Source organism: Pseudomonas sp. FP215 (assembly GCF_030687795.1).
GTDB lineage: Bacteria > Pseudomonadota > Gammaproteobacteria > Pseudomonadales > Pseudomonadaceae > Aquipseudomonas > Aquipseudomonas salmasensis.
This window is the reverse complement of the sequence record NZ_CP117447.1, coordinates 468,206-489,956: the sequence shown is the minus strand read 5'-3', so window position 1 is coordinate 489,956 and position 21,751 is coordinate 468,206. Positions and strand designations below refer to the sequence as shown.

General features: G+C 61.1%; 22 protein-coding genes. 15 read left to right on the top strand and 7 right to left on the bottom strand.

Going from position 1 to position 21,751, the window contains the following annotated elements; translation table 11 throughout:
• Positions 1 to 26 precede the first annotated feature (26 nt).
• From PSH76_RS02130 to rpmE, 3 genes are all read right to left on the bottom strand, one after another.
• The gene (locus tag PSH76_RS02130) at positions 27 to 1,295 is read right to left on the bottom strand and encodes a malic enzyme-like NAD(P)-binding protein (RefSeq protein WP_098949779.1); all 1,269 of its coding nucleotides are present in this window, start codon (positions 1,293 to 1,295) and stop codon (positions 27 to 29) included.
• A 182-nt stretch (positions 1,296 to 1,477) separates the two neighbouring features.
• Positions 1,478 to 2,284 (bottom strand): thermonuclease family protein, encoded by an 807-nt coding sequence (locus PSH76_RS02125; protein ID WP_305493529.1) that lies wholly within the window; start codon positions 2,282 to 2,284, stop codon positions 1,478 to 1,480.
• 14 nt (positions 2,285 to 2,298) lie between these two features.
• A complete protein-coding gene (gene rpmE, locus PSH76_RS02120; RefSeq protein WP_138761719.1) occupies positions 2,299 to 2,532 on the bottom strand; it encodes a 50S ribosomal protein L31 in 234 nt (77 codons plus the stop codon).
• A gap of 421 nt (positions 2,533 to 2,953) precedes the next feature.
• Here rpmE and PSH76_RS02115 point away from each other — a divergent pair, with 421 nt between their 5' ends.
• Complete coding sequence (locus PSH76_RS02115) at positions 2,954 to 5,173, top strand: primosomal protein N' (RefSeq protein ID WP_032893961.1); 2,220 nt, start codon at positions 2,954 to 2,956, stop codon at positions 5,171 to 5,173.
• Between the two features lie 54 nt (positions 5,174 to 5,227).
• Here the strand turns inward: PSH76_RS02115 and PSH76_RS02110 are convergent, their stop codons facing one another.
• A complete protein-coding gene (locus tag PSH76_RS02110) occupies positions 5,228 to 5,425 on the bottom strand; it encodes a hypothetical protein (protein ID WP_138761720.1) in 198 nt (65 codons plus the stop codon).
• Here PSH76_RS02110 and argS point away from each other — a divergent pair.
• The 9 genes from argS (at position 5,396) to PSH76_RS02065 (ending at position 15,887) form a co-directional block, all read left to right on the top strand.
• Entirely contained in the window at positions 5,396 to 7,132 is a 1,737-nt protein-coding gene (gene argS, locus PSH76_RS02105; protein ID WP_186606458.1) for an arginine--tRNA ligase, read from the top strand. The genes PSH76_RS02110 and argS overlap by 30 nt on opposite strands.
• Position 7,133: 1 nt before the next feature.
• Positions 7,134 to 7,835, top strand: coding sequence for an SPOR domain-containing protein (locus tag PSH76_RS02100; RefSeq protein WP_003187899.1), 702 nt, complete (start codon positions 7,134 to 7,136; stop codon positions 7,833 to 7,835).
• 246 nt (positions 7,836 to 8,081) lie between these two features.
• Positions 8,082 to 8,612 (top strand): ATP-dependent protease subunit HslV, encoded by a 531-nt coding sequence (hslV, locus tag PSH76_RS02095; RefSeq protein WP_003171209.1) that lies wholly within the window; start codon positions 8,082 to 8,084, stop codon positions 8,610 to 8,612.
• 37 nt (positions 8,613 to 8,649) lie between these two features.
• Entirely contained in the window at positions 8,650 to 9,987 is a 1,338-nt protein-coding gene (gene hslU / locus PSH76_RS02090; protein ID WP_003171208.1) for an ATP-dependent protease ATPase subunit HslU, read from the top strand.
• A gap of 160 nt (positions 9,988 to 10,147) precedes the next feature.
• Complete coding sequence (locus PSH76_RS02085) at positions 10,148 to 10,525, top strand: gamma-butyrobetaine hydroxylase-like domain-containing protein (RefSeq protein WP_032893968.1); 378 nt, start codon at positions 10,148 to 10,150, stop codon at positions 10,523 to 10,525.
• Positions 10,526 to 10,774: 249 nt separating this feature from the next.
• On the top strand, positions 10,775 to 12,454 hold the full coding sequence (gene phaC, locus PSH76_RS02080; RefSeq protein ID WP_047712392.1) for a class II poly(R)-hydroxyalkanoic acid synthase: 1,680 nt from the start codon (positions 10,775 to 10,777) through the stop codon (positions 12,452 to 12,454).
• A gap of 165 nt (positions 12,455 to 12,619) precedes the next feature.
• Entirely contained in the window at positions 12,620 to 13,465 is an 846-nt protein-coding gene (gene phaZ / locus PSH76_RS02075; protein ID WP_003171205.1) for a poly(3-hydroxyalkanoate) depolymerase, read from the top strand.
• A 90-nt stretch (positions 13,466 to 13,555) separates the two neighbouring features.
• A complete protein-coding gene (gene phaC / locus PSH76_RS02070) occupies positions 13,556 to 15,238 on the top strand; it encodes a class II poly(R)-hydroxyalkanoic acid synthase (protein ID WP_305493528.1) in 1,683 nt (560 codons plus the stop codon).
• Positions 15,239 to 15,266: 28 nt separating this feature from the next.
• Positions 15,267 to 15,887: a TetR/AcrR family transcriptional regulator gene (locus tag PSH76_RS02065; RefSeq protein ID WP_003187893.1), complete on the top strand. Its 621-nt coding sequence runs from the start codon at positions 15,267 to 15,269 to the stop codon at positions 15,885 to 15,887.
• A gap of 187 nt (positions 15,888 to 16,074) precedes the next feature.
• Here the strand turns inward: PSH76_RS02065 and PSH76_RS02060 are convergent, their stop codons facing one another.
• The 3 genes from PSH76_RS02060 to PSH76_RS02050 form a co-directional block, all read right to left on the bottom strand.
• Complete coding sequence (locus PSH76_RS02060) at positions 16,075 to 17,010, bottom strand: phasin family protein (protein ID WP_098949784.1); 936 nt, start codon at positions 17,008 to 17,010, stop codon at positions 16,075 to 16,077.
• 12 nt (positions 17,011 to 17,022) lie between these two features.
• Complete coding sequence (locus tag PSH76_RS02055) at positions 17,023 to 17,445, bottom strand: phasin family protein (protein ID WP_032893974.1); 423 nt, start codon at positions 17,443 to 17,445, stop codon at positions 17,023 to 17,025.
• A gap of 104 nt (positions 17,446 to 17,549) precedes the next feature.
• Entirely contained in the window at positions 17,550 to 17,825 is a 276-nt protein-coding gene (locus tag PSH76_RS02050) for a polyhydroxyalkanoic acid system family protein (protein WP_032893975.1), read from the bottom strand.
• Positions 17,826 to 17,970: 145 nt separating this feature from the next.
• Between PSH76_RS02050 and ubiE the strand changes: the two genes are divergently transcribed.
• The 5 genes from ubiE to PSH76_RS02025 are packed head-to-tail and all read left to right on the top strand — an operon-like array spanning position 17,971 to position 21,734.
• A complete protein-coding gene (gene ubiE, locus PSH76_RS02045; protein ID WP_003171186.1) occupies positions 17,971 to 18,741 on the top strand; it encodes a bifunctional demethylmenaquinone methyltransferase/2-methoxy-6-polyprenyl-1,4-benzoquinol methylase UbiE in 771 nt (256 codons plus the stop codon).
• Positions 18,741 to 19,364, top strand: a complete 624-nt coding sequence (locus PSH76_RS02040; protein WP_019820017.1) for an SCP2 domain-containing protein — start codon at positions 18,741 to 18,743, stop codon at positions 19,362 to 19,364. Before ubiE ends, PSH76_RS02040 begins: the two co-directional genes overlap by 1 nt.
• Positions 19,361 to 20,965 (top strand): ubiquinone biosynthesis regulatory protein kinase UbiB, encoded by a 1,605-nt coding sequence (gene ubiB / locus PSH76_RS02035; RefSeq protein WP_032893976.1) that lies wholly within the window; start codon positions 19,361 to 19,363, stop codon positions 20,963 to 20,965. The genes PSH76_RS02040 and ubiB overlap by 4 nt, the downstream gene beginning before the upstream one ends.
• 41 nt (positions 20,966 to 21,006) lie before the next feature.
• Positions 21,007 to 21,399, top strand: coding sequence for a phosphoribosyl-AMP cyclohydrolase (gene hisI / locus PSH76_RS02030; RefSeq protein WP_032893977.1), 393 nt, complete (start codon positions 21,007 to 21,009; stop codon positions 21,397 to 21,399).
• 2 nt (positions 21,400 to 21,401) lie between these two features.
• Entirely contained in the window at positions 21,402 to 21,734 is a 333-nt protein-coding gene (locus PSH76_RS02025) for a phosphoribosyl-ATP diphosphatase (protein ID WP_003187881.1), read from the top strand.
• Positions 21,735 to 21,751: the final 17 nt, after the last annotated feature.

Genomic DNA, 21,751 nt, shown 5'->3' with positions numbered 1-21,751 from the left:
CTTTTTTGTGGGTGCGCTACAACAGCTTAGCCGTTGAACACATCATCCACGCTTTGCAGCGGGTAGTTCTTCGGATACGGCAGGGTGGCCACACCGGTCTCGATAGCGGCCTTGGCCACGGCATCGGAGATCAGGGTGATCAGGCGCTTGTCCATTGGTTTGGGAATGATGTACTCACGACCGAATTCCAGCTTGGCGCCACCGTAGGCGTCGCACACGTCCTGAGGTACCGGCAGCTTGGCCAGTTCACGCAGGGCGTTGGCAGCAGCCACTTTCATTTCTTCGTTGATGCGCTTGGCGCGAACGTCCAGGGCACCACGGAAGATGAATGGGAAGCCCAATACGTTGTTGACCTGGTTCGGGTAGTCCGAACGGCCGGTGGCCATGATCACGTCGCTGCGGGTGGCGTGGGCCAGCTCAGGCGCGATTTCCGGGTCCGGGTTGGAGCAGGCGAACACGATAGGGTTCGGCGCCATGGATTTGAGGCCTTCAGCGCTCAGCAGGTTCGGGCCGGACAGGCCAACGAACACGTCGGCACCGTCGAGGGCGTCAGCCAGGGTGCGCTTGGAGGACGGGTGGGCAAACATCGCCTTGTACTGGTTCAGGTCGGTACGCTCGGACTGGATCACGCCCTTGCTGTCGACCATGTAGATGTTTTCCAGCTTGGCGCCCATGCTGATGATCAGCTTCATGCAGGAAATGGCCGCGGCACCGGCGCCCAGGCAGACGATTTTCGCCTCGCTCAGGGTTTTGCCAGCGATTTCCAGGGCGTTGATCATGCCGGCTGCGGTAACGATCGCGGTGCCGTGCTGGTCATCGTGGAATACCGGAATGTCGCACTGCTCGATCAGGGCCTTTTCGATCTCGAAGCACTCAGGTGCCTTGATGTCTTCCAGGTTGATGCCACCGAACGTGATGGAAATGCGCTTGACGGTGTCGATGAACGCCTGCGGGCTTTCGGAGTCGACTTCGATGTCGAACACGTCGATGCCGGCAAAGCGCTTGAACAGCACGCCCTTGCCTTCCATGACTGGCTTGGAAGCCAACGGGCCGAGGTTACCCAGGCCCAGAATCGCGGTGCCATCGGAAATCACTGCAACCAGGTTGCCTTTGCCGGTGTACTTGTACGCCAGCTCTGGGTCACGGGCGATTTCACGTACGGGTTCGGCAACACCAGGGCTGTAGGCCAGCGACAGGTCGCGGGCAGTGGCAGTGGCTTTGGTGAGCTCTACACTCAGCTTTCCTGGACGAGGATTGGCATGGTATTCGAGAGCGGCAGTTTTCAAATCAGACATATCGGCATTCCGCTTTTACTGTTGGTCGACGGACCGCCGAGGATACGCGTGTCGTAAAGTCCCTACAAGACTGGGCAGTCACAGGTGTCAAGGGCCCTGGGCTACGACTTTTGGCCAAGAGCCACGGGATACAAGGGCTCAACTGTTCACAATCGAAATAAAAAATGTCTACAATTTTTTATTCAAAGCGTCGATTTCAGCATGCCGGGGTCGGTTATTGGCAACAGCCAGCGTGCCTGGCCTTTTTTCAGGCCGCCACGGCGGGAACGATCCTGCACCCAGCCACGCGCCTCCAGGGTACGGCCTTGCAGACCATTGAGCGTGGCCGTATCGAATTGGCTGATCAGCTCGGGCGCAATGCGTAATACCAGTGAACCCTGCAGTTCAATCCAGATTCCGCCACGATTTCGCTCGATCTTGCTGACCCGACCAGCCACCAGCGCAAACCCGGAGCGCTTGAGATTCGCCACGCTTTGCACTGGCGATTGGCGCCACAGGCCGAGCCGTGCCTGGCGGGCGCTGTTTTCGGCGGCCTGCTGGCAGGCAACCAGGTCCACATTCGGCGCCACACCCACTTGGTACCCCAGGCCCTCGGCCAGCAGTTGCGCCTCCAGGTTCTCGCCATTGGCGCCGTAGAGGTGAGCCAGGGTGCGCCCGTAATGGTCTTTACCTTCGCGCCCCGGCACCAGGCCGACGCGCCCATCACTGGCCTTGACCAACGCCTGCAGGCGCTGGCGCGCGGCGACGGCGAATGGCTCGTCAGGGCGGCCCTTCTTGCCGGTTTCCGGTGCATTGAGGCCGATCATGCGTACGCTGCGACCATCCTTGAGCCGCACCGTGTCGCCATCCACCACACGCTGCACCTCGACCCTGGCGATGGCCGCCGGGGCGGGGCAGAAGGCGTCGGCCTGAGCGGTCGCCAGCCAAATCCCAGGCACAAAAAAGGCGCCCACAAGGGACGCCTTTTTCAACAGCAGGTAAAAGCCCATAAGGCTCTTGAACCTTACTCTGCTGGAGTAGCAGCAGGCTTCTTGCCGAAAGCACCAAAGCGATCTGCGAAGCGCTGTACGCGGCCGCCGGTGTCCAGAGTTTTCTGCTTACCGGTGTAGAACGGGTGGCACTCGTTGCATACGTCAGTACCCAGTGGCTTGCACAGGTTCGAACGCGTTTCGAACTTGTTGCCGCAGCTGCAGGTAACTACGATGGTTTCGTACGCTGGATGGATATCGGCTTTCATGGCACTTCCTCAGGCTAGCGTGCCGCCACTCGACACTATTGTCGAATACCGCACGTAATTAGGCCGCGGATTCTACCAGACCTTTTTAATCGCGCAAGCGACGGCAATGGCCAAAAAACACCTTTCATCAGAAACTCCTGGCACTGCGCCATCAATGTGGGAGCCGGGTTTGCCCCAATGCCAGTCAGTCAAGGGCTTTTTGTAGGAGCGAGCTTGCTCGCGAGAAACTCACAGGCGCCGCGTTGATTCAGGAAGCTCGCGTTATCGTTGACGTTTTTCGCGAGCACGCGCGCTCCTACGGTAGGCGATTGGGGCAAGCCCCCTCACAAGATCCGGTTCCAGTACTGGAGACGTGACACCCCCGGTCTGCTAGGCTCGCGCCCCTGCGCCACCGCTTGCCTATATAAATGAGACTCCTCGCGTGCCCGACGCCATTTTGCGCCTAGCCCTGCCCTCGCCCCTGCGCCGCCTATTCGATTACCGGGCCCCGCCCGGCGTGTCGCGTGCACAGTTGCAGCCGGGCATGCGTGTGCGCGTGCCGTTCGGGCGCCGGGAAATGATCGGTATTCTGGTGGAAGTCGCCGACCACAGCGAAGTGCCTGCCGAAAAGCTCAAGCCGGCAATTGCCCTGCTCGACGCCACGCCGCCGCTGCCGCCCGCACTGTTCAAGCTGTGCCTGTGGACCGCGCAGTATTACCAACACAGCCTGGGCGATACCTTGAGCTGGGCGCTGCCTGTGCTGCTGCGCCAGGGCGAACTGGCCGAGGCGCGCCAGGAGCGTTTCTGGTCGATGGTGCCCGGCGCACGCCTTGACGACCCGCGCATCGCCCGCGCCCCGCGCCAACGTGAGGCTCTGGCCACCTTGGCGCAGCACCCCCACGGCGTGGCCCATCAGCTATTAAGCAAGCTGATGCTGAGCAAAGACAGCCTCGACCTGCTGCTGGCCAAGGGCCTGGTGCAGGTGGAAATCCGCAAGCACGCCCCGGACCCGCGCCACGAACACTGGCTGGCCCAACCGGAGTTGCCGCTGAACGCCGAGCAACGCGCCGCGTATGAGGCGATTCGCGCCGGTTTCGACAGTTTTCACGCGTTCCTGTTGGCCGGCGTCACTGGCAGTGGCAAGACCGAAGTGTATTTGCAACTGATCCGCGAGACCCTGCAGGCCGGCAAGCAGGCACTGGTATTGATCCCGGAGATCAACCTGGGCCCGCAGACCGTGGCGCGGTTCGAGCAACGCTTCAATGCCCGCATCGCCCTGGTGCACTCGGCGGTCAATGACCGTGAACGCCTGGAGTCGTGGCTGGCAGCGCGAGACGGCGAGGCCGACATTATTATCGGCACGCGCTCGGCGCTGTTCACGCCGATGAAAAACCCCGGGCTGATCATCGTCGACGAGGAGCACGACGGCTCCTATAAACAGCAGGAAGGTTTGCGCTACCACGCCCGCGACCTGGCGCTGGTGCGCGCCCGCCAGGAAGACATCCCGATTGTGCTGGGCTCGGCCACACCTTCCTTGGAAAGCCTGCACAACGCCTACACCGGCCGTTACGGGCTGCTGCGCTTGAACGAGCGCGCCGGTGGCGCCAAACAACCGCGCTTCCTGCGCCTGGACGTGAAAAGCCGTCCGCTGGACAGCGGCATTTCCGGCCCGATGCAACAAGCCATCGGCCAGACCCTCGCCGCCGGTCAGCAGGTATTGGTGTTTCTCAACCGCCGCGGCTTTGCCCCCACGCTGCTGTGCCATGACTGCGGCTGGATGTCCGGGTGCGAGCGCTGCGATGCGCGCATGACCGTGCACCAGCGCCACGGCGAGTTGCGCTGCCATCACTGCGGCCATGTGGAACGGGTACCGCGCCATTGCCCGCAGTGCGGCAAGGTGGACCTGCGGCCCGTGGGCGCCGGCACCGAGCGCGCCGAAGAACGCCTGGGCATTCTGTTCCCGGACTACCCGGTACTGCGGGTCGACCGCGACAGCACGTCGCGCAAAGACGCTATGAACCAACTGTTCACCACCATCCACAAAGGCCAACCGTGCATCCTGGTGGGTACGCAAATGCTTGCCAAAGGGCATCACTTCCCACGGGTGACCCTGGTGTCGATCTTGGATGCCGACGGTGGACTGTTCTCCGGCGATTTTCGCGCCAGCGAACGCATGGCGCAGTTGATCGTGCAGGTGGCGGGACGCGCCGGGCGGGCCGAAGAGCCAGGCCGGGTGATTATCCAGACGCACCTGGCCGACCACCCGCTGCTGATTCAACTGACGGAACAAGGCTACTTTGCCTTCGCCGAACAGGCCTTGAGCGAACGCCGCGCCGCCGGCCTACCGCCCTTTGCGCACTTGGCGCTGCTGCGTGCCGAAGCCCACAAGCCCGGTCAGGCCGAAGGCTTTCTTGATGAGGCGTGCAGCGCCGCCGAACGTTTACTGGGCGAACTCGCCCTCAGTGGCATCGAATTACTCGGCCCGGTGCCAGCGCCCATGGAGCGACGCGCCGGGCGTTATCGGGCTCAGCTACTCTTGCAGGCAACCTCCCGCGCACCGCTGCATCGGCTATTAAGTCGCTGGATGCTTGAGCTGGAGCAACTGCCCAGCGGCCGGCAGGTGCGATGGTCGTTGGATGTAGACCCGGTAGATTTGTATTGATCCACCCACCACTGTAGGAGCGAGCTTGCTCGCGAAAAACTCAAGAACACCGCGTTAAATCAGGAAGCCCGCGTTATCGTTGACGATTTTCGCGAGCACGCTCGCTCCTACAAAATGCTCCACAGGTCCGGAACGGTTGGCAAGCCCGCCCTCGCCACGGATAATGCCCAGTTTTTCCACCTGCGCATCGCGCGCCGCCGCTTGCGGTCGAAAGAGAACACCATGAAAGACACCATTCGCCAGCTGATCCAACAAGCCCTCACCCAACTCGTCAACGAAGGTGTGTTGCCTGAAGGCCTGTCGCCGGCGATCCAGGTGGAGAACACCCGCGACAAGACCCACGGCGACTTCGCCAGCAACATCGCGATGATGCTGTCCAAGCCGGCCGGCATGAAACCACGCGACCTGGCCGAAAAAATCATCGCAGCCCTGCCGGCGGACGCCAGTGTCACCAAGGCCGAAATTGCCGGCCCAGGCTTTATCAACTTCTTCCAGAACACCCAGGCCCTGGCGTCACGCCTGGATGCCGCCCTGGCCGATGCCCGCATCGGTGCACGCAAGGCCGGCGACAGCCAGCGCGTGGTCATTGACCTGTCGGCGCCGAACCTGGCCAAGGAAATGCACGTGGGCCATCTGCGCTCCACCATCATTGGCGACGGCGTGGCACGGGTGTTGGAATTCCTCGGCGACACCGTGATCCGCCAGAACCACGTGGGCGACTGGGGCACCCAGTTCGGCATGCTGATGGCCTACCTGCAGGAAAACCCGATCACCAGCAACGAGCTGGCCGACCTGGAAAACTTCTACCGCGCCGCCAAAAAGCGTTTCGACGAGTCTGAAGAGTTCGCCGACCGCGCCCGTGGCCTGGTGGTCAAACTGCAGGCCGGCGACGAAGAGTGCCTGGCGCTGTGGAACCGCTTCCGTGAGATTTCCCTGTCCCATTGCCAGGAAATCTACGAGCTGCTCAACGTGAAACTGACCATGGCCGACGTGATGGGCGAAAGCGCCTATAACGACGACCTGATCAACGTGGTCAACGACCTCAAGGCCAAGGGCCTGCTGGTCGAGAGCAACGGCGCCCAGTGCGTGTTCCTCGAAGAATTCAAGACCGCCGACGGCGAGCCGCTGCCGGTGATCATCGTCAAGGCCGATGGCGGCTACCTCTACGCCACCACCGACCTGGCCGCCGTGCGTTACCGCAGTGGCGTGCTCAAGGCTGACCGTGCGCTGTACTTCGTCGACCAGCGCCAGGCCCTGCACTTCCAGCAGGTGTTCGAAGTAGCGCGCCGCGCTGGTTTCGTCACCCACCCGATGCACATGGAGCACATGGGCTTTGGCACCATGAACGGCGCCGATGGCCGCCCGTTCAAGACCCGTGACGGCGGCACCGTGAAGCTGATCGACCTGCTGACCGAAGCCCAGGAACGGGCTTACAACCTGGTGAAGGAAAAGAACCCGGAGCTGGCCGAGGCCGACCTGCGCAACATCGCCCGCGTGGTGGGCATTGGCGCGGTGAAATACGCCGACCTGTCCAAGCACCGCACCAGCGACTACAGCTTCAACTTCGACCTGATGCTCAACTTCGAAGGCAACACCGCACCGTACCTGCTGTACGCCTACACCCGCGTGGCCGGGGTATTCCGCAAACTGGGCAAGGACTTCAGCGAAGTCCAAGGCCAGATCGCGCTGGACGCCGCCCATGAGCAGGAACTGGCGGCCAAGCTCGCGCAATTTGGCGAAGTGCTCAACAGCGTTGGCGAAAAAGGCACGCCGCACATCCTGTGCACCTATTTGTACGAAGTGGCCGGCCTGTTCTCCAGCTTCTACGAGAACTGCCCGATCCTGACCGCCGACGACGAAGCCCAGAAACAAAGTCGCCTGCGCCTTGCCGCATTGGCTGGACGCACCCTCAAGCAAGGCCTGGAACTCTTGGGCCTGGAAACTCTGGAGCGTATGTAAGTTGGCTGCCAAGAAAAAACCTGCACCCAAGCGCGGCGCCAGCCGCTACCAGGCCCCGGCGAAGCAACCGATTCCGGGTTGGCTGTGGATGGCCATCGGCCTTACGGTCGGCGCATTTATCGTGTTTCTGATGAAGCTGGAGCCCGGCCAGGGCGATGACGTCAAGCGCGTCAAACAGGAGCAGCAAAAAGCCACGAAAATCGCCGAAGCCAACAAGACCGCGCCGAGCCCGACTGCACCGGTAAAGCCCAAGTACGACTTCTACACGCTGCTGCCGGAATCGGAAGTGATCGTGCCGCCTGACGCCGTGCCGGAAAAAACCCTGCCGACGCCACAAGTGCCAACCACGCCGGTAACCCCAGCAGAAGCGGCGAAAATCGATACCGCCCGCGCCCAGGCCGCGCTGGCCGGCATCACGCCGCCGCCAGCACCGCCCGTGGCAGCCACCAAGGCTGCGCCGGTGACCAAGTTCTTCCTGCAAGCGGGTTCGTTCCCGAAACAGGCGGATGCGGACCGTGTACGCGCACAGATCATTCTGTTGGGCCAGTCGGTATCGGTGGAGTCTGGCACGGTGAAGGACGCGACCTGGTATCGCGTGTTGGTGGGGCCGTTCAGCAACCGTGAACAGCTGACCGTGGCGCAAAAGCAATTGGCCGGCGCAGGGTTTAGCAACCTGTTGTTACAACAACGCCAGAGCCGCTGACTTATACCCACTGATCGTTCCCACGCTCCGCGTGGGAACGTGTCCCTTGACGCTCTGCGTCACAGAGCAGGCGCAGAGCGCCCAAGGCGGCATTCCCACGCGGAGCGTGGGAACGATCTGTCAGCGCGGAGCGTGGGAACGATCACCACTCGTCCGCCCTGCCTTCCTACGGTTGAAATCCCCCTCGCCACCCCCATATGAGTTTCCATCAGGGCATTTTCGCCCCGCTGCGTGGAGACTCTCCCCTTGACCACCATCGTTTCAGTACGTCGCCACGGCAAAGTTGTCATGGGCGGCGACGGCCAGGTTTCCCTGGGCAACACCGTGATGAAAGGCAACGCCAAGAAAGTGCGCCGCCTGTACCACGGCCAGGTGCTTGCCGGCTTCGCAGGCGCTACCGCCGACGCCTTTACCCTGTTCGAGCGTTTCGAAGGCCAGCTTGAGAAACACCAGGGCCACTTGGTGCGCGCCGCTGTGGAACTCGCCAAAGAATGGCGCACCGACCGCTCCCTCAGCCGCCTGGAGGCCATGCTCGCGGTTGCGAACAAAGACGCTTCCCTGATCATCACCGGCAACGGCGACGTGGTTGAACCCGAGCATGGCCTGATCGCCATGGGTTCCGGCGGCGGCTACGCCCAGGCTGCGGCCAGCGCGCTGCTGAAGAAAACCGACCTGTCGGCCCGTGAAATCGTCGAGACCGCCTTGGGTATCGCTGGCGATATCTGCGTGTTCACCAACCACAACCAGACCATTGAGGAGCAGGACCTCGCCGAGTAAGCCCTGGGCTTATTCAGGCTTGAGGCCGCCAAACACTATGTCCATGACTCCCCGCGAAATCGTCCATGAACTCAACCGCCATATCATCGGCCAGGACGATGCCAAGCGCGCCGTTGCCATTGCGCTGCGTAACCGCTGGCGCCGGATGCAACTGCCGGAAGAACTGCGCGTTGAAGTAACGCCCAAGAACATCCTGATGATCGGCCCCACCGGCGTCGGTAAAACCGAGATCGCCCGGCGCCTGGCCAAACTGGCCAATGCCCCGTTCATCAAGGTCGAAGCGACCAAGTTCACCGAAGTCGGCTATGTGGGCCGCGATGTCGAGTCGATCATTCGTGACCTGGCTGACGCCGCCCTGAAGATGCTGCGCGAACAGGAAGTGACCAAGGTCAGCCACCGCGCCGAAGACGCCGCTGAAGAGCGCATCCTCGACGCCCTGTTGCCACCGGCACGCATGGGTTTCAACGAAGACGCCGCACCTTCGTCGGATTCCAACACCCGTCAGCTATTCCGCAAGCGCCTGCGCGAAGGCCAGCTGGATGACAAGGAAATCGAGATCGAAGTGGCTGAAGTGTCCGGCGTGGATATCTCTGCCCCGCCTGGCATGGAAGAAATGACCAGCCAGTTGCAGAACCTGTTCGCCAACATGGGCAAGGGCAAGAAGAAAAGCCGCAAGCTCAAGGTCAAAGAAGCGCTCAAGCTGGTGCGCGACGAAGAAGCCGGGCGCCTGGTCAATGAGGAAGAACTCAAGGCCAAGGCCCTGGAAGCGGTCGAGCAACATGGCATCGTGTTTATCGACGAGATCGACAAAGTGGCCAAGCGCGGCAACTCCGGCGGCGTGGATGTGTCCCGTGAAGGCGTGCAGCGCGATTTGCTACCGCTGATCGAGGGCTGCACGGTCAACACCAAGCTGGGCATGGTCAAGACTGACCACATCCTGTTTATCGCCTCCGGTGCCTTCCACCTGAGCAAGCCCAGCGACCTGGTGCCCGAGCTGCAAGGCCGTTTGCCGATTCGGGTGGAGCTCAAGGCGCTGACGCCGGGCGACTTCGAGCGCATCCTCAGCGAGCCGCATGCCTCGCTCACCGAGCAGTACCGCGAGCTGCTGAAAACCGAAGGGCTGGGTATCGAATTCCAGGCAGACGGCATCAAGCGCCTGGCGGAGATCGCCTGGCAGGTCAACGAGAAGACCGAGAACATCGGTGCCCGTCGCCTGCATACCTTGCTTGAGCGTCTTCTGGAGGAAGTGTCCTTCAGTGCCGGCGACATGGCCGGTGCGCAGAATGGCGAAGCGATCAAGATCGATGCTGATTACGTCAACAGCCACCTGGGCGAATTGGCGCAGAACGAAGATCTGTCTCGTTATATCCTGTAAGCCTCACTCAATGTGAGAGTGGCTTGTGTGGGAGCTGGCTTGCCTGCGATAGCATCACCTCAGTGTTCCTGAAACACCGAGGTGCCTGCATCGCGGGCAAGCCCGGCTCCCACATTGGTCCCTCCCACATTTTGGGCCGGTTCCTTCAGGATTATCTCCAATGGCCAAGTTTCCGACTGCTGTAAACCTGCATAAAACCTCCAACACCCTCGGTCTGACCTACGGGCCGGATGAAACCTATCAGTTGCCCGCTGAATTCCTGCGGGTGCACTCGCCTTCCGCCGAGGTCCAGGGCCACGGCAAACCCATCCTGCAATTCGGCAAGCTCAACGTCCGGTTGATCAAGCTGGAACCCGCCGGCCAGTACGCACTGAAATTGACCTTCGACGACGGTCATGACAGCGGACTGTTCACCTGGGACTACCTCTATCAGTTGGCCGTACGTCAGGACGCTTTGTGGGCCGACTACCTGGCCGAGCTCAAAGCCGCTGGAAAAACCCGCGATCCGAGTGAGTCGGTCGTGCGGCTGATGCTCTAGCCCAAGGGTCTTGCTGTTTAGAGCGCATTTTCTAATTTCATCTGCTTGAATGCCCTGTCGCGTGGCCAACGATTGGCCCGCTTGCGAAAAAAAATAAACTCGGGTAACCAATGGAGCTGGCAAGTTCCCTGCATTTGACGATGCGGTATCAACGGTCACCCGAGTCGCAGTACCAGGCTGGTGTCGTGTATCGAAATTGGGTGCGCAGCAATCGCCGGTACTCGTCTTTCGGACAATGGAGCGTCGTAGATGAGTAACAAGAATAACGATGACTTGAAACGCCAGGCCTCGGAAAACACCCTGGGGTTGAACCCGATCATCGCGTTACGCAAAAAGGATTTATTGGCCTCGGCCAAGATGGTGCTGACCCAAGCCATCAAGCAACCGTTGCACAGCGTCAAGCACGTCGCCCACTTTGGCGTTGAATTGAAGAACGTGATGTTCGGCAAATCCGCACTGGTGCCCGAGGGCGACGACCGTCGCTTCAACGACCCGGCCTGGAGCCAGAACCCGCTCTACAAACGTTATTTGCAGACTTACCTGGCGTGGCGCAAGGAACTTCACGACTGGATCGACGACAGCAACCTGTCGGCACAAGACATCAGCCGCGGCCACTTCGTGATCAACCTGATGACCGAAGCCATGGCCCCCACCAACAGCGCGGCCAACCCGGCGGCGGTCAAACGCTTCTTTGAGACCGGCGGTAAAAGCCTGCTCGACGGCCTGTCCCACCTGGCCAAGGACATGGTGCATAACGGCGGCATGCCCAGCCAGGTCAACATGGGCGCCTTCGAAGTCGGCAAAACCCTGGGCACCAGCGAAGGCGCGGTGGTGTTTCGCAACGATGTACTGGAGCTGATCCAGTACAAGCCCATCACCGAACAGGTACACGAACGCCCGCTGCTGGTGGTGCCGCCGCAGATCAACAAATTCTACGTCTTCGACCTGTGCCCGGATAAAAGCCTGGCGCGCTTCTGCCTGCGCAATGGCCAGCAGACCTTTATCGTCAGTTGGCGCAACCCCACCAAGGCCCAGCGCGAATGGGGGCTGTCCACCTATATCGAGGCGCTGAAGGAAGCCGTCGAGGTGGTCACGGCGATTACCGGCAGCAAAGACGTGAATATGCTCGGCGCCTGCTCCGGCGGCATCACCTGCACTGCGCTGTTAGGCCACTACGCGGCGCTGGGGCAGAAGAAGGTCAACGCCCTGACCCTGCTGGTGAGCGTGCTGGATACCACTCTGGACACCCAGGTGGCGCTGTTTGTGGATGAGCAGACCCTGGAAGCGGCCAAGCGCCACTCTTACCAGGCCGGCGTACTGGAAGGCCGCGACATGGCCAAGGTCTTTGCCTGGATGCGCCCCAACGACCTGATCTGGAACTATTGGGTCAACAACTACCTGCTGGGCAACGAGCCGCCGGTGTTCGACATCCTGTTCTGGAACAACGACACCACCCGCTTGCCGGCGGCGTTCCATGGCGACCTGATCGAACTGTTCAAGAACAACCCACTGGTGCGCCCCAACGCCCTGGAAGTGTGCGGCACGCCTATCGACCTCAAGCAGGTCACCGCCGATATCTACTCCTTGGCCGGCACCAACGACCACATCACGCCGTGGCAGTCCTGCTACAAGTCAGCGCAGTTGTTCGGCGGCAAAGTCGAGTTTGTGCTGTCCAGCAGTGGGCATATCCAGAGCATCCTCAACCCGCCGGGCAACCCCAAGGCGCGCTACCAGACCAGCGAGGGCCTGGCCGGCAGTGCGCTGGAGTGGCAGGAGAATGCGACCAAGCACACTGACTCGTGGTGGCTGCATTGGCAGGTGTGGCAGGCGGAACGGGCAGGGAAACTGAAAAAAGCCCCGACGACATTAGGCAATAAAACCTATGCCGCCGCCGAAGCGGCGCCGGGTACCTATGTACATGAACGCTAGGCATTTTTTGTAATTGAAATGAGATCAATGTGGGAGCTGGCTTGCCTGCGATAGCGATGGGCCTGCTAACTAATCGCTGACTGACAGAATGCAATCGCAGGCAAGCCAGCTCCCACACTGACCGAGTTCCTACAGTCCAATAGCACCATTTCACAGGGCTTGAGCATGCCGCAACCGTTCATCTTCCGTACCATCGACCTGGATGGCCAGACCATCCGCACGGCGGTGCGTCCGGGCAAGCCGCACTTGACGCCGCTGCTGATCTTCAACGGCATCGGCGCCAACCTTGAGCTGGTGTTTCCGTTCGTCCAGGCCCTGGACCCGGACCTGGAAGTGATCGCTTTCGACGTGCCCGGCGTGGGCGGTTCCTCGACGCCGAACCGGCCCTACCGCTTTCCCGGCCTGGCCAAGCTCACCGCGCGCATGCTCGATTACCTGGACTACGGCCAAGTGAACGCCGTGGGCGTGTCCTGGGGCGGAGCGCTGGCCCAGCAATTTGCCTATGACTATCCCGAGCGCTGCAAGAAATTGATCCTGGCGGCCACGGCGGCCGGGGCCTTCATGGTGCCGGGCAAACCGAAAGTCTTGTGGCTGATGGCAAGCCCCAGGCGTTATATCCAACCGTCCCACGTGGTGCGCATTGCACCGATGATTTATGGCGGCTCGTTCCGCCGTGATTCCAAACTGGCCGCCGAGCATGCGAGCAAAGTGCGCTCGGCCGGCAAGCTGGGTTACTACTGGCAGTTGTTTGCCGGGTTGGGCTGGACCAGCATTCACTGGCTGCACAAGATCCGTCAGCCCACCCTGGTGCTGGCCGGGGACGATGACCCGCTGATCCCGCTGGTCAACATGCGCATGCTCGCCTGGCGCATCCCCAATGCACAGTTGCATATCATCGATGATGGCCACCTTTTCCTGATCACCCGGGCCGAAGCCGTGGCGCCGATCATCATGAAGTTTCTGGAGGAGGAGCGCCTGCGCGCCGTGATACATCCGCGACCGGCGGTGTGAAGGAACACACCACCGCGCAACTTGCCAGGAACCGACTATGGTTCTGGATTGGCGTGCCTGCTTGATGTCTTGACGAAGGAGTGTTGACTCATGCGAGAAAGACCCGTGACGAACCCGGCGCCCACCCCCGCTACGTTCATCAACGCACAAAATGCGATCACCGGCCTGCGTGGCCGGGACTTGCTGTCGACCCTGCGTACCGTGGCCGCACATGGCCTGCGCAACCCGGTGCACACCGCCCGCCACGCCCTGGCGCTGGGCGGCCAGCTGGGCCGCGTGCTGCTGGGTGAGACCGTGCACGAACCCAACCCCAGGGACCATCGCTTCAGCGACCCCACCTGGAAGCTCAACCCGCTGTACCGGCGCAGCTTGCAAGCCTATCTGAGCTGGCAAAAACAGACACGGCAGTGGATCGATGACAGCGCCCTCAGTGACGATGATCGCGCCCGTGCGCAGTTCGCCTTCGCCCTGCTCAACGATGCCGTGTCCCCTTCCAACACCCTGCTCAACCCGCTGGCGATCAAGGAGTTGCTCAACTCCGGCGGCAACAGCGTGGTGCGTGGCGTGAGTAATTTGCTCGAAGACCTGCTGCACAACAACGGTTTGCCGCGCCAGGTCAGCAAGCACGCCTTTGAAGTGGGCAAAACCGTGGCGACCACGCCCGGTTCGGTGGTGTTTCGCAATGAGCTGCTGGAGCTGATCCAATACAAGCCCATGAGCGAAAAACAGTACGCCAAGCCACTGCTGGTGGTGCCGCCGCAAATCAACAAGTACTACATTTTCGACCTGAGCCCGGCCAACAGCTTTGTGCAATACGCGCTCAAAAACGGCCTGCAGACCTTTATGGTCAGCTGGCGTAACCCGGACGTGCGGCATCGCGAATGGGGCCTGTCCACCTACGTGGCGGCGCTGGAAGAAGCGCTCAACGTATGCCGGGCCATCACCGGCGCCCGCGAGGTCAACCTGATGGGCGCCTGCGCCGGTGGCCTGACCATCGCCGCGCTGCAAGGCCACCTGCAAGCCAAGCGCCAGCTGCGGCGCATCTCCAGTGCCAGTTACCTGGTGAGCCTGCTCGACAGCCAGATCGACAGCCCCGCAACCTTGTTCGCCGATGAACAAACCCTGGAAGCCGCCAAGCGCCGCTCCTACCAGCAAGGCGTGCTGGACGGTCGCGACATGGCCAAGGTGTTTGCCTGGATGCGCCCCAACGACCTGATCTGGAACTACTGGATCAACAACTACCTGCTGGGCAAGGAACCGCCGGCGTTCGACATCCTGTACTGGAACAACGACAACACGCGCCTGCCCGCCGCCTTGCACGGCGACCTGCTGGACTTCTTCAAGCACAACCCCCTGAGCCATCCCGGCGGGCTGGAGGTGTGCGGTACGCCCATCGACTTGCGCAAGGTTACGGTGGACAGCTTCAGCGTGGCCGGCATCAACGACCACATCACCCCGTGGGATGCGGTGTACCGCTCCACGCAACTGCTGGGTGGCGAGCGGCGCTTTGTGCTGTCCAACAGCGGGCATATCCAGAGCATCCTCAACCCACCGGGCAACCCCAAGGCCAACTACGTCGAGAACCCCAAGCTGAGCAGCGATCCACGCGCCTGGTATTACGACGCCCAGCACGTCGAAGGCAGTTGGTGGCCGCAGTGGCTGGAGTGGGTGCAAAAGCGCTCCGGTGTACAACGCGAAACCCTCACCGCCCTGGGCAACCAGAATTACCCACCGATGGAAGCGGCGCCGGGCACTTACGTGCGAGTGCGCTGAGCTCAGCGATTAATATTAAGAAGACTGGATGAAGACCCGCGACCGTATCCTTGAATGTGCCCTGCAGTTGTTCAACCACAAGGGCGAACCGAACGTGTCGACCATGGAGGTGGCCAATGAGATGGGGATCAGCCCCGGCAACCTCTACTACCACTTCCACGGCAAGGAGCCCCTGGTGCTCGGGCTGTTCGAGCGTTTCCAATCTGAGCTGGCGCCGCTGCTGGACCCTCCCGCCGATGCGCAACTGGAGGCCGAGGATTACTGGCTGTTCCTACACCTGATTGTCGAGCGCATGGCCCACTACCGGTTCCTGTTCCAGGACCTGTCGAACCTGGCCGGGCGCTTGCCAAAGCTGGCCAAGGGGATCCGTCACCTGCTCACGGCGCTCAAGCGCACCTTGGCGTCACTGCTGGCGCGGTTGAAGGCGGCAGGGCAACTGGTCAGCGATACCCAGGCGTTGGGGCAACTGGTGGAGCAGATCACCCTGACTTTGCTGTTTTCGTTGGATTACCAGCGGATTCTGGACCGTGAAGGCGAGGTGCGGGTGGTGGTGTACCAGATCATGATGCTGGTGGCGCCGCATCTGCTGCCGACGGCGCGGCAGGCGACCGAGAAGTTCGCCTTGAAGTACCTGGATGACGTTGATTAAACATGTAGGAGCGAGCTTGCTCGCGAAAAACGTCAACGATAACGGGGGCTTCCTGAATAAACACGGCGTCTTTGAGTTTTTCGCGAGCAAGCTCGCTCCTACAAAAATGGGGCATGCGGCGTTTTTCAGGCTTGCATAAAAAACGCCCGATCTTCGCAGACCGGGCGTTTTTTGTGTCCCGTAGAAATCAGGACTGACTGGATGGCGTCGGGGTGGCCGGCGCTGTAGTCGGGGTAGCTGCCGCGTGCGTCGGTGCGGACACCGAATTGGCGGTAGAAGCAGCCGGTGCTGGCGCCGTGGCTGGCTTGGCCGCCGCGGCGGGCTTGGCGGCTGCCGGTTTTTTCGCTACCGCAGGCTTTTTGGCCGCGGCAGGTTTGGCCGCTGGTTTCGCAGCGGCGGGTTTGGCAGCAGGTTTAGCAGCAGCGGTTTTAGCCGCAGGTTTGGCAGCCGGTTTAGCCGCAGGTTTCGCGGCGGCTTTAGCGGCCACTGGCTTAGCGGCAGGCTTGGTAGCCGGTTTGGCCGCAGCGGTTTTAGCCGCTGGCTTGGCCGCAGGTTTTGCAGCAGCTTTGGCTGGCGCTTTTGCAGCAGGTTTTGCAGCCGGCTTGGCGGCGGCTTTAACCAGAGGCTTGGCGGCAGTTTTGGCGGCGGGTTTTGCGGCGGCGGTTTTAGCTGCTGGTTTGGCCGCCGGTTTTGCTGCAGGCTTGGCTGCGGCGGTCTTGGCGGGAGCCGCTTTGGCGCCGGTGAGTTTTTCGATTTGCTTGGTCAAGGTATCGACCTTGCTGTGCAGCGCTTTCAACTCAGCCTTGCTCGGTACACCCAGTCGCGAAATAGCACTGTTGAGGCGTTTGTCGAAAGTCTCTTCCAACTTGCCCCAGGTATCCGAAATGCTCGACTTGGCGGAACCCGCGCTCGCCTTGGCAGCGTCGACTTTTTTACCAACCGTGCTCTTGGTCAACTTCTCGGCCTTCTCGCCGTCTTTAACCAGGGTCTCGAAGAGTTTGCTGCCGTCACTGTCGATCTTCGAGTACACGCCTAAACCAGCGAGCCAGATTTTGCGGGAGTATTCTTCAACTTTCCCGACCCACGAGCTGCCTTCTTTCTGAGTAGTCTTTTTAACAGCCATCCCGATGTCTCCTTAGTGTTTACGCGCGACACGTTCGAGCAATGCCGTCAGCTCTTCGAGCTTAGCAGAGAGTGTCTCCACGTCATGTTTAGACGCAATGCCGATCCGATTCAAGGCACTGGCGACACGAGTATCAAAAGCTTTTTCAACTTTATCCAGTTGAACTTCAACCAGGCCTTTGACGCCGGAGACGTTACTCTTTACTTGGTCAATCTGACTGTTGGCGGCATCAAGTTGTTCAACTACAACTTTTTTACCTTTACTTTCAACACGTTGACCGCTTCTAACGAGTTCCTTGAAGTACTCGCCGCCCTCGCTGCCGACCTTGGCGTAGGCACCAAGACCCGCCAACCAGATCTTGCGGGCATAGCTTTTAACCTCACTCAGAGGGGTGGTCTGAACGTCGATTTTTTTCTTCAAAATAACTTTGGCCATGGTGCACCTCACACAGAATTGGGTGGCGGACAGCCCGCATGAGTTGAGGGCTTGGGCACAAAGTAGGGTTTAAAATTAGAATCGGCACCCTAAGCACAGCCGTATCAGGCCAGGGCCTTATCCAGGGCTTTTTCGATTTCGGACTTGATCGTGCCACTCATGGCCGACATCAACAGGCCAAGTTCCACATCAATGCGCAGCGAATCATCGGCCACCCACACCGTGCCTTTAACCCCGGAGCGCTTGAGCTTCAGGGTGTCGCCAGCCCATGAAGACTCCACGCCATATTTATCCTCGAGTTTGCGCGCCAATTGCTCAGCCTTGGCCCGCGCCTGTTCTTTTCCCAGGGTATGTTCACGCTCAACGGTAATACGGGCCATTGCAATGACTCCTCTTTATAACGACTCAGAACACCCGCCATGCGGCAAAAGGTCTCGATGAGCGCCTATCTTACCTGCAGCCTTGCCAAGACAAAGCAGGCCTTGGGGATTATCATGTCCCGCATTCTCTTTTGGTGACAGCGATATGACTGATCAGCGCAAAGGCAGCGATGCCGAACCCACCACTCACTTCGGCTTCAAGAACGTCCCGGAAAGCCAAAAGGCGGAAAAAGTCGCTGAGGTGTTCCACTCCGTGGCAGCCAAGTACGACCTGATGAACGATGTGCTCTCCGGCGGCATGCACCGCCTGTGGAAGCGCTTCACCATCGAGTTGTCGGGCGTACGCACCGGCAACCGGGTGCTGGACATCGCCGGTGGCACCGGCGATCTGGCGGCCAAGTTCTCCAAGCTGGTTGGCCCGACCGGCCAGGTGGTATTGGCCGATATCAACGGCTCGATGCTCAAGGTTGGCCGCGACCGCCTGCTCGACAAAGGCGTGGCCGGCAATATCGAATTCGTCCAGGCCGACGCTGAAAAGCTGCCGTTCCCCGACAACCATTTCGACTGCGTGACCATCGCCTTCGGCCTGCGTAACGTGACCCACAAGGAAGACGCGATCCGCTCGATGCTGCGCGTGCTCAAGCCGGGTGGCCGCCTGTTGGTGCTGGAGTTCTCCAAGCCGACCAACGCGCTGATGTCCAAGGTCTACGACACGTACTCCTTCGCCTTCATGCCGTTGATGGGCAAGTTGATCACCAACGATGCCGAGAGCTACCGCTACCTGGCCGAGTCGATCCGCATGCACCCGGATCAGGAAACCCTGAAGTCGATGATGGTGGAGGCCGGTTTCGACCGCGTGACCTACCACAACATGACGTCCGGCATCGTCGCCCTGCACCGCGGCATCAAGCCCTGATGCTGCTGCAAGGTCTTCTCGCCAGCGTCGAGCACGGCCTCAACCGTGTACTGCGCCTGGACAGCACCGCCCTGGCGCGGCTCGCGCACCTGACCGGCAAAGTCATCGCCGTCGACTGCCGCAGCCCCGCCTTGCAGCTGTTTATCCTGCCCAGCGATGAAGGCCTGCTGCTCGCCACCCAATGGGCCGCTGAGGCTGATTGCACCCTGCGTGCGCCGGCCTCCAGCCTGTTGCACCTGGCGCTGAGCCGCAACAAGACTGCCATCCTCCACAGCCCCGAGGTGGAACTGGAAGGCGACAGCGCGGTGCTGATGGACCTGGCCGCCGTGCTGCAAGACCTGGAGCTGGACTGGGAGTACGAACTGTCGCGCTGGATCGGCCCCGTCGCCACCCAGTTGATCAGCGGGCACCTGCGCAGCCGCTCGCGCTGGTACCAGCAAGGGTTCGCCAGCCTCAACCAGAACCTTGCCGAATACCTGAGCGAAGAATCGCGCACCCTGGTCGGGCAACGGGAAGCGCAAGCGCGCTTTCGCGAGCTCGACAAGGCCAAAATCGACCTGGAACGCCTCGAGGCCCGCTTCGAGCGCTTGAGCCGTTCCCTTGATCCAAGCGATAACGCATGAAGCTGCTCGCCGTCCGCCGTTTGTTTCGTATCCAGCGCGTCGTAATCCGCTACCGTCTCGATGACCTGCTGTTTGCCCTGCCCTTGCCGTGGTTTTTGCTGGCGGTGCGTTATGTGCTGCCGTGGCGCTGGTTGCCGCGCAAGCCGTCGCCGTTGAGCCGTGGCGCCAGCCTGCGCCTGGCGTTGCAGGACTTGGGGCCTATCTTCATCAAGTTCGGGCAGATCCTCTCCACCCGCCGCGACCTGTTGCCCGAAGACATCGCCGACGAGCTGATGCTGCTGCAAGACCGCGTGCCGCCGTTCGATTCGCAGCAGTCGATGGCGCTGATCGAAGAACAGCTGGGCCAGAAGATCAGCGAGGTGTTCAGCCGCTTCGACGTCGAGCCCCTGGCCTCGGCGTCGGTGGCGCAAGTGCACGCCGCGCAACTCAAGACCGGCGAAGAAGTGGTGGTGAAAGTCATTCGCCCGGGCCTCAAGCCGATCATCGGCCAGGACCTGGCGTGGCTGTTTGTCCTCGCCCGCGCGGCCGAACGCTTCTCCGCCGATGCGCGCCTGCTGCACCCGGTGGACGTGGTCGCCGACTACGAAAAAACCATCTACGACGAACTCGACCTGTTGCGCGAAGCGGCCAACGCCAGCCAATTGCGACGCAACTTCGAAGGTTCGCAACTGCTGTACGTGCCGCAAGTGTATTGGGACTGGTGCCGGCCAAAAGTGCTGGTGATGGAGCGCATCTACGGCGTGCAGGTCACCGACCTTGCGACCCTGGCCGACCAGCGCACCGACATGAAGATGCTGGCCGAGCGCGGTGTGGAGATTTTCTTCACCCAGGTGTTCCGCGACAGTTTCTTCCACGCCGACATGCACCCGGGCAATATCTTCGTCAGCACCGTTAACCCGTGGAGCCCGCAATACATCGCCATCGACTGCGGCATCGTCGGCAGCCTCACCCCCGAAGACCAGGATTACCTGGCGCGCAACCTGTTTGCCTTCTTCAAGCGCGACTACCGTCGCGTGGCGCAGTTGCACATTGATTCGGGCTGGGTGCCGGCGGAAACCAAGCTCAATGAATTCGAAGCGGCGATCCGCACGGTGTGTGAGCCGATCTTTGAAAAACCGTTAAAAGATATTTCCTTCGGCCAGGTGCTGATGCGCCTGTTCCAGACCGCGCGGCGCTTCAATATGGAAGTGCAGCCGCAACTGGTGCTGTTGCAAAAAACCCTGCTGAACATCGAAGGCCTGGGCCGCCAGCTGTACCCGGACCTCGATTTGTGGAACACCGCGCAACCCTTCCTGGAACGCTGGATGCGCGAGCGCATGAGCCCCAAAACCATGCTGGGCAACCTGCACAGCCAGTTCGAACAGCTGCCGCACCTGGCCAACATGACCCGCGACCTGCTGGAGCGCATGTCCCAGCCCCACGCCAAGGACCCTGAGCCACCGTGGCGCAAGCGCAAGGACGATTGGTTCCTGCGCCTGCTCGGCGCCGCGCACCTGGTGGGCGGCGTGATGCTGGCGATTGGTGGGCCATTGAACCAACTGGGCCACTGGCCAGCCGGCATTATGGTCGCCGTGGGTGTTTATCTGATCGTGCGTCGATAGCCAATCCGGTTATACACTGTCGCAAATTGCCGGAGCCGAACATGAAAGACTGGCTGGATGAGATCAAATGGGACAGTGACGGCCTGGTGCCGGCCATTGCCCAGGACTACAAGACCGGGCGCGTGCTGATGATGGCCTGGATGAACCGCGAGGCCCTGAGCCTTACCGCCGCCGAGCAGCGCGCCATCTACTGGTCACGTTCGCGTGGCAAACTGTGGCGCAAGGGCGAAGAGTCCGGGCACGTGCAAACCCTGCATGAGCTGCGCCTGGACTGCGATGCCGACGTGGTGATCCTCAAGGTCGAACAGATCGGCGGCATCGCCTGCCACACTGGCCGCCACAGTTGCTTCTATCGCGTGTTCGAGAATGGCGAATGGAAGATTGTGGAGCCGGTGCTCAAAGACCCGCACGCTATCTACCCAGCAGGACACTGAACATGAGCGATACCCTGAACCGTGTGGCCCAGGTGCTGGAAGACCGCAAAGGCGCGGATGCCGACAGCTCCTACGTCGCCAGCCTGTACCACAAGGGTCTGAACAAGATTCTGGAAAAACTCGGCGAAGAATCCGTCGAGACCATCATTGCGGCCAAGGACGCGCAAATCAGCGGTGATTACAGCGATGTAATCTATGAGACCGCAGACTTGTGGTTCCATAGCCTGGTGATGCTCGCCCAACTGGGGCAGCACCCACAGGCCGTGCTGGATGAACTGGACCGTCGCTTCGGCTTGTCCGGGCACGCCGAGAAGGCTTCGCGCCCGTCCGCCTGAATAACTAAGACTTGAGG

Excerpts from the sequence above, each read along its gene's own strand:
- hisI (WP_032893977.1), top strand. The coding sequence starts at position 21,007 with ATGAAAGACTGGCTGGATGAGATCAAATGGGACAGTGACGGCCTGGTG.
- PSH76_RS02065 (WP_003187893.1), top strand. The coding sequence starts at position 15,267 with ATGAAGACCCGCGACCGTATCCTTGAATGTGCCCTGCAGTTGTTCAAC.
- PSH76_RS02085 (WP_032893968.1), top strand. The coding sequence starts at position 10,148 with ATGGCCAAGTTTCCGACTGCTGTAAACCTGCATAAAACCTCCAACACC.
- PSH76_RS02130 (WP_098949779.1), bottom strand. The coding sequence starts at position 1,295 with ATGTCTGATTTGAAAACTGCCGCTCTCGAATACCATGCCAATCCTCGT.
- PSH76_RS02055 (WP_032893974.1), bottom strand. The coding sequence starts at position 17,445 with ATGGCCAAAGTTATTTTGAAGAAAAAAATCGACGTTCAGACCACCCCT.
- phaZ (WP_003171205.1), top strand. The coding sequence starts at position 12,620 with ATGCCGCAACCGTTCATCTTCCGTACCATCGACCTGGATGGCCAGACC.
- PSH76_RS02040 (WP_019820017.1), top strand. The coding sequence starts at position 18,741 with ATGCTGCTGCAAGGTCTTCTCGCCAGCGTCGAGCACGGCCTCAACCGT.
- PSH76_RS02060 (WP_098949784.1), bottom strand. The coding sequence starts at position 17,010 with ATGGCTGTTAAAAAGACTACTCAGAAAGAAGGCAGCTCGTGGGTCGGG.
- ubiE (WP_003171186.1), top strand. The coding sequence starts at position 17,971 with ATGACTGATCAGCGCAAAGGCAGCGATGCCGAACCCACCACTCACTTC.
- ubiB (WP_032893976.1), top strand. The coding sequence starts at position 19,361 with ATGAAGCTGCTCGCCGTCCGCCGTTTGTTTCGTATCCAGCGCGTCGTA.
- phaC (WP_305493528.1), top strand. The coding sequence starts at position 13,556 with ATGCGAGAAAGACCCGTGACGAACCCGGCGCCCACCCCCGCTACGTTC.
- PSH76_RS02125 (WP_305493529.1), bottom strand. The coding sequence starts at position 2,284 with ATGGGCTTTTACCTGCTGTTGAAAAAGGCGTCCCTTGTGGGCGCCTTT.
- PSH76_RS02050 (WP_032893975.1), bottom strand. The coding sequence starts at position 17,825 with ATGGCCCGTATTACCGTTGAGCGTGAACATACCCTGGGAAAAGAACAG.
- hslU (WP_003171208.1), top strand. The coding sequence starts at position 8,650 with ATGTCCATGACTCCCCGCGAAATCGTCCATGAACTCAACCGCCATATC.
- PSH76_RS02025 (WP_003187881.1), top strand. The coding sequence starts at position 21,402 with ATGAGCGATACCCTGAACCGTGTGGCCCAGGTGCTGGAAGACCGCAAA.
- argS (WP_186606458.1), top strand. The coding sequence starts at position 5,396 with ATGAAAGACACCATTCGCCAGCTGATCCAACAAGCCCTCACCCAACTC.
- phaC (WP_047712392.1), top strand. The coding sequence starts at position 10,775 with ATGAGTAACAAGAATAACGATGACTTGAAACGCCAGGCCTCGGAAAAC.
- rpmE (WP_138761719.1), bottom strand. The coding sequence starts at position 2,532 with ATGAAAGCCGATATCCATCCAGCGTACGAAACCATCGTAGTTACCTGC.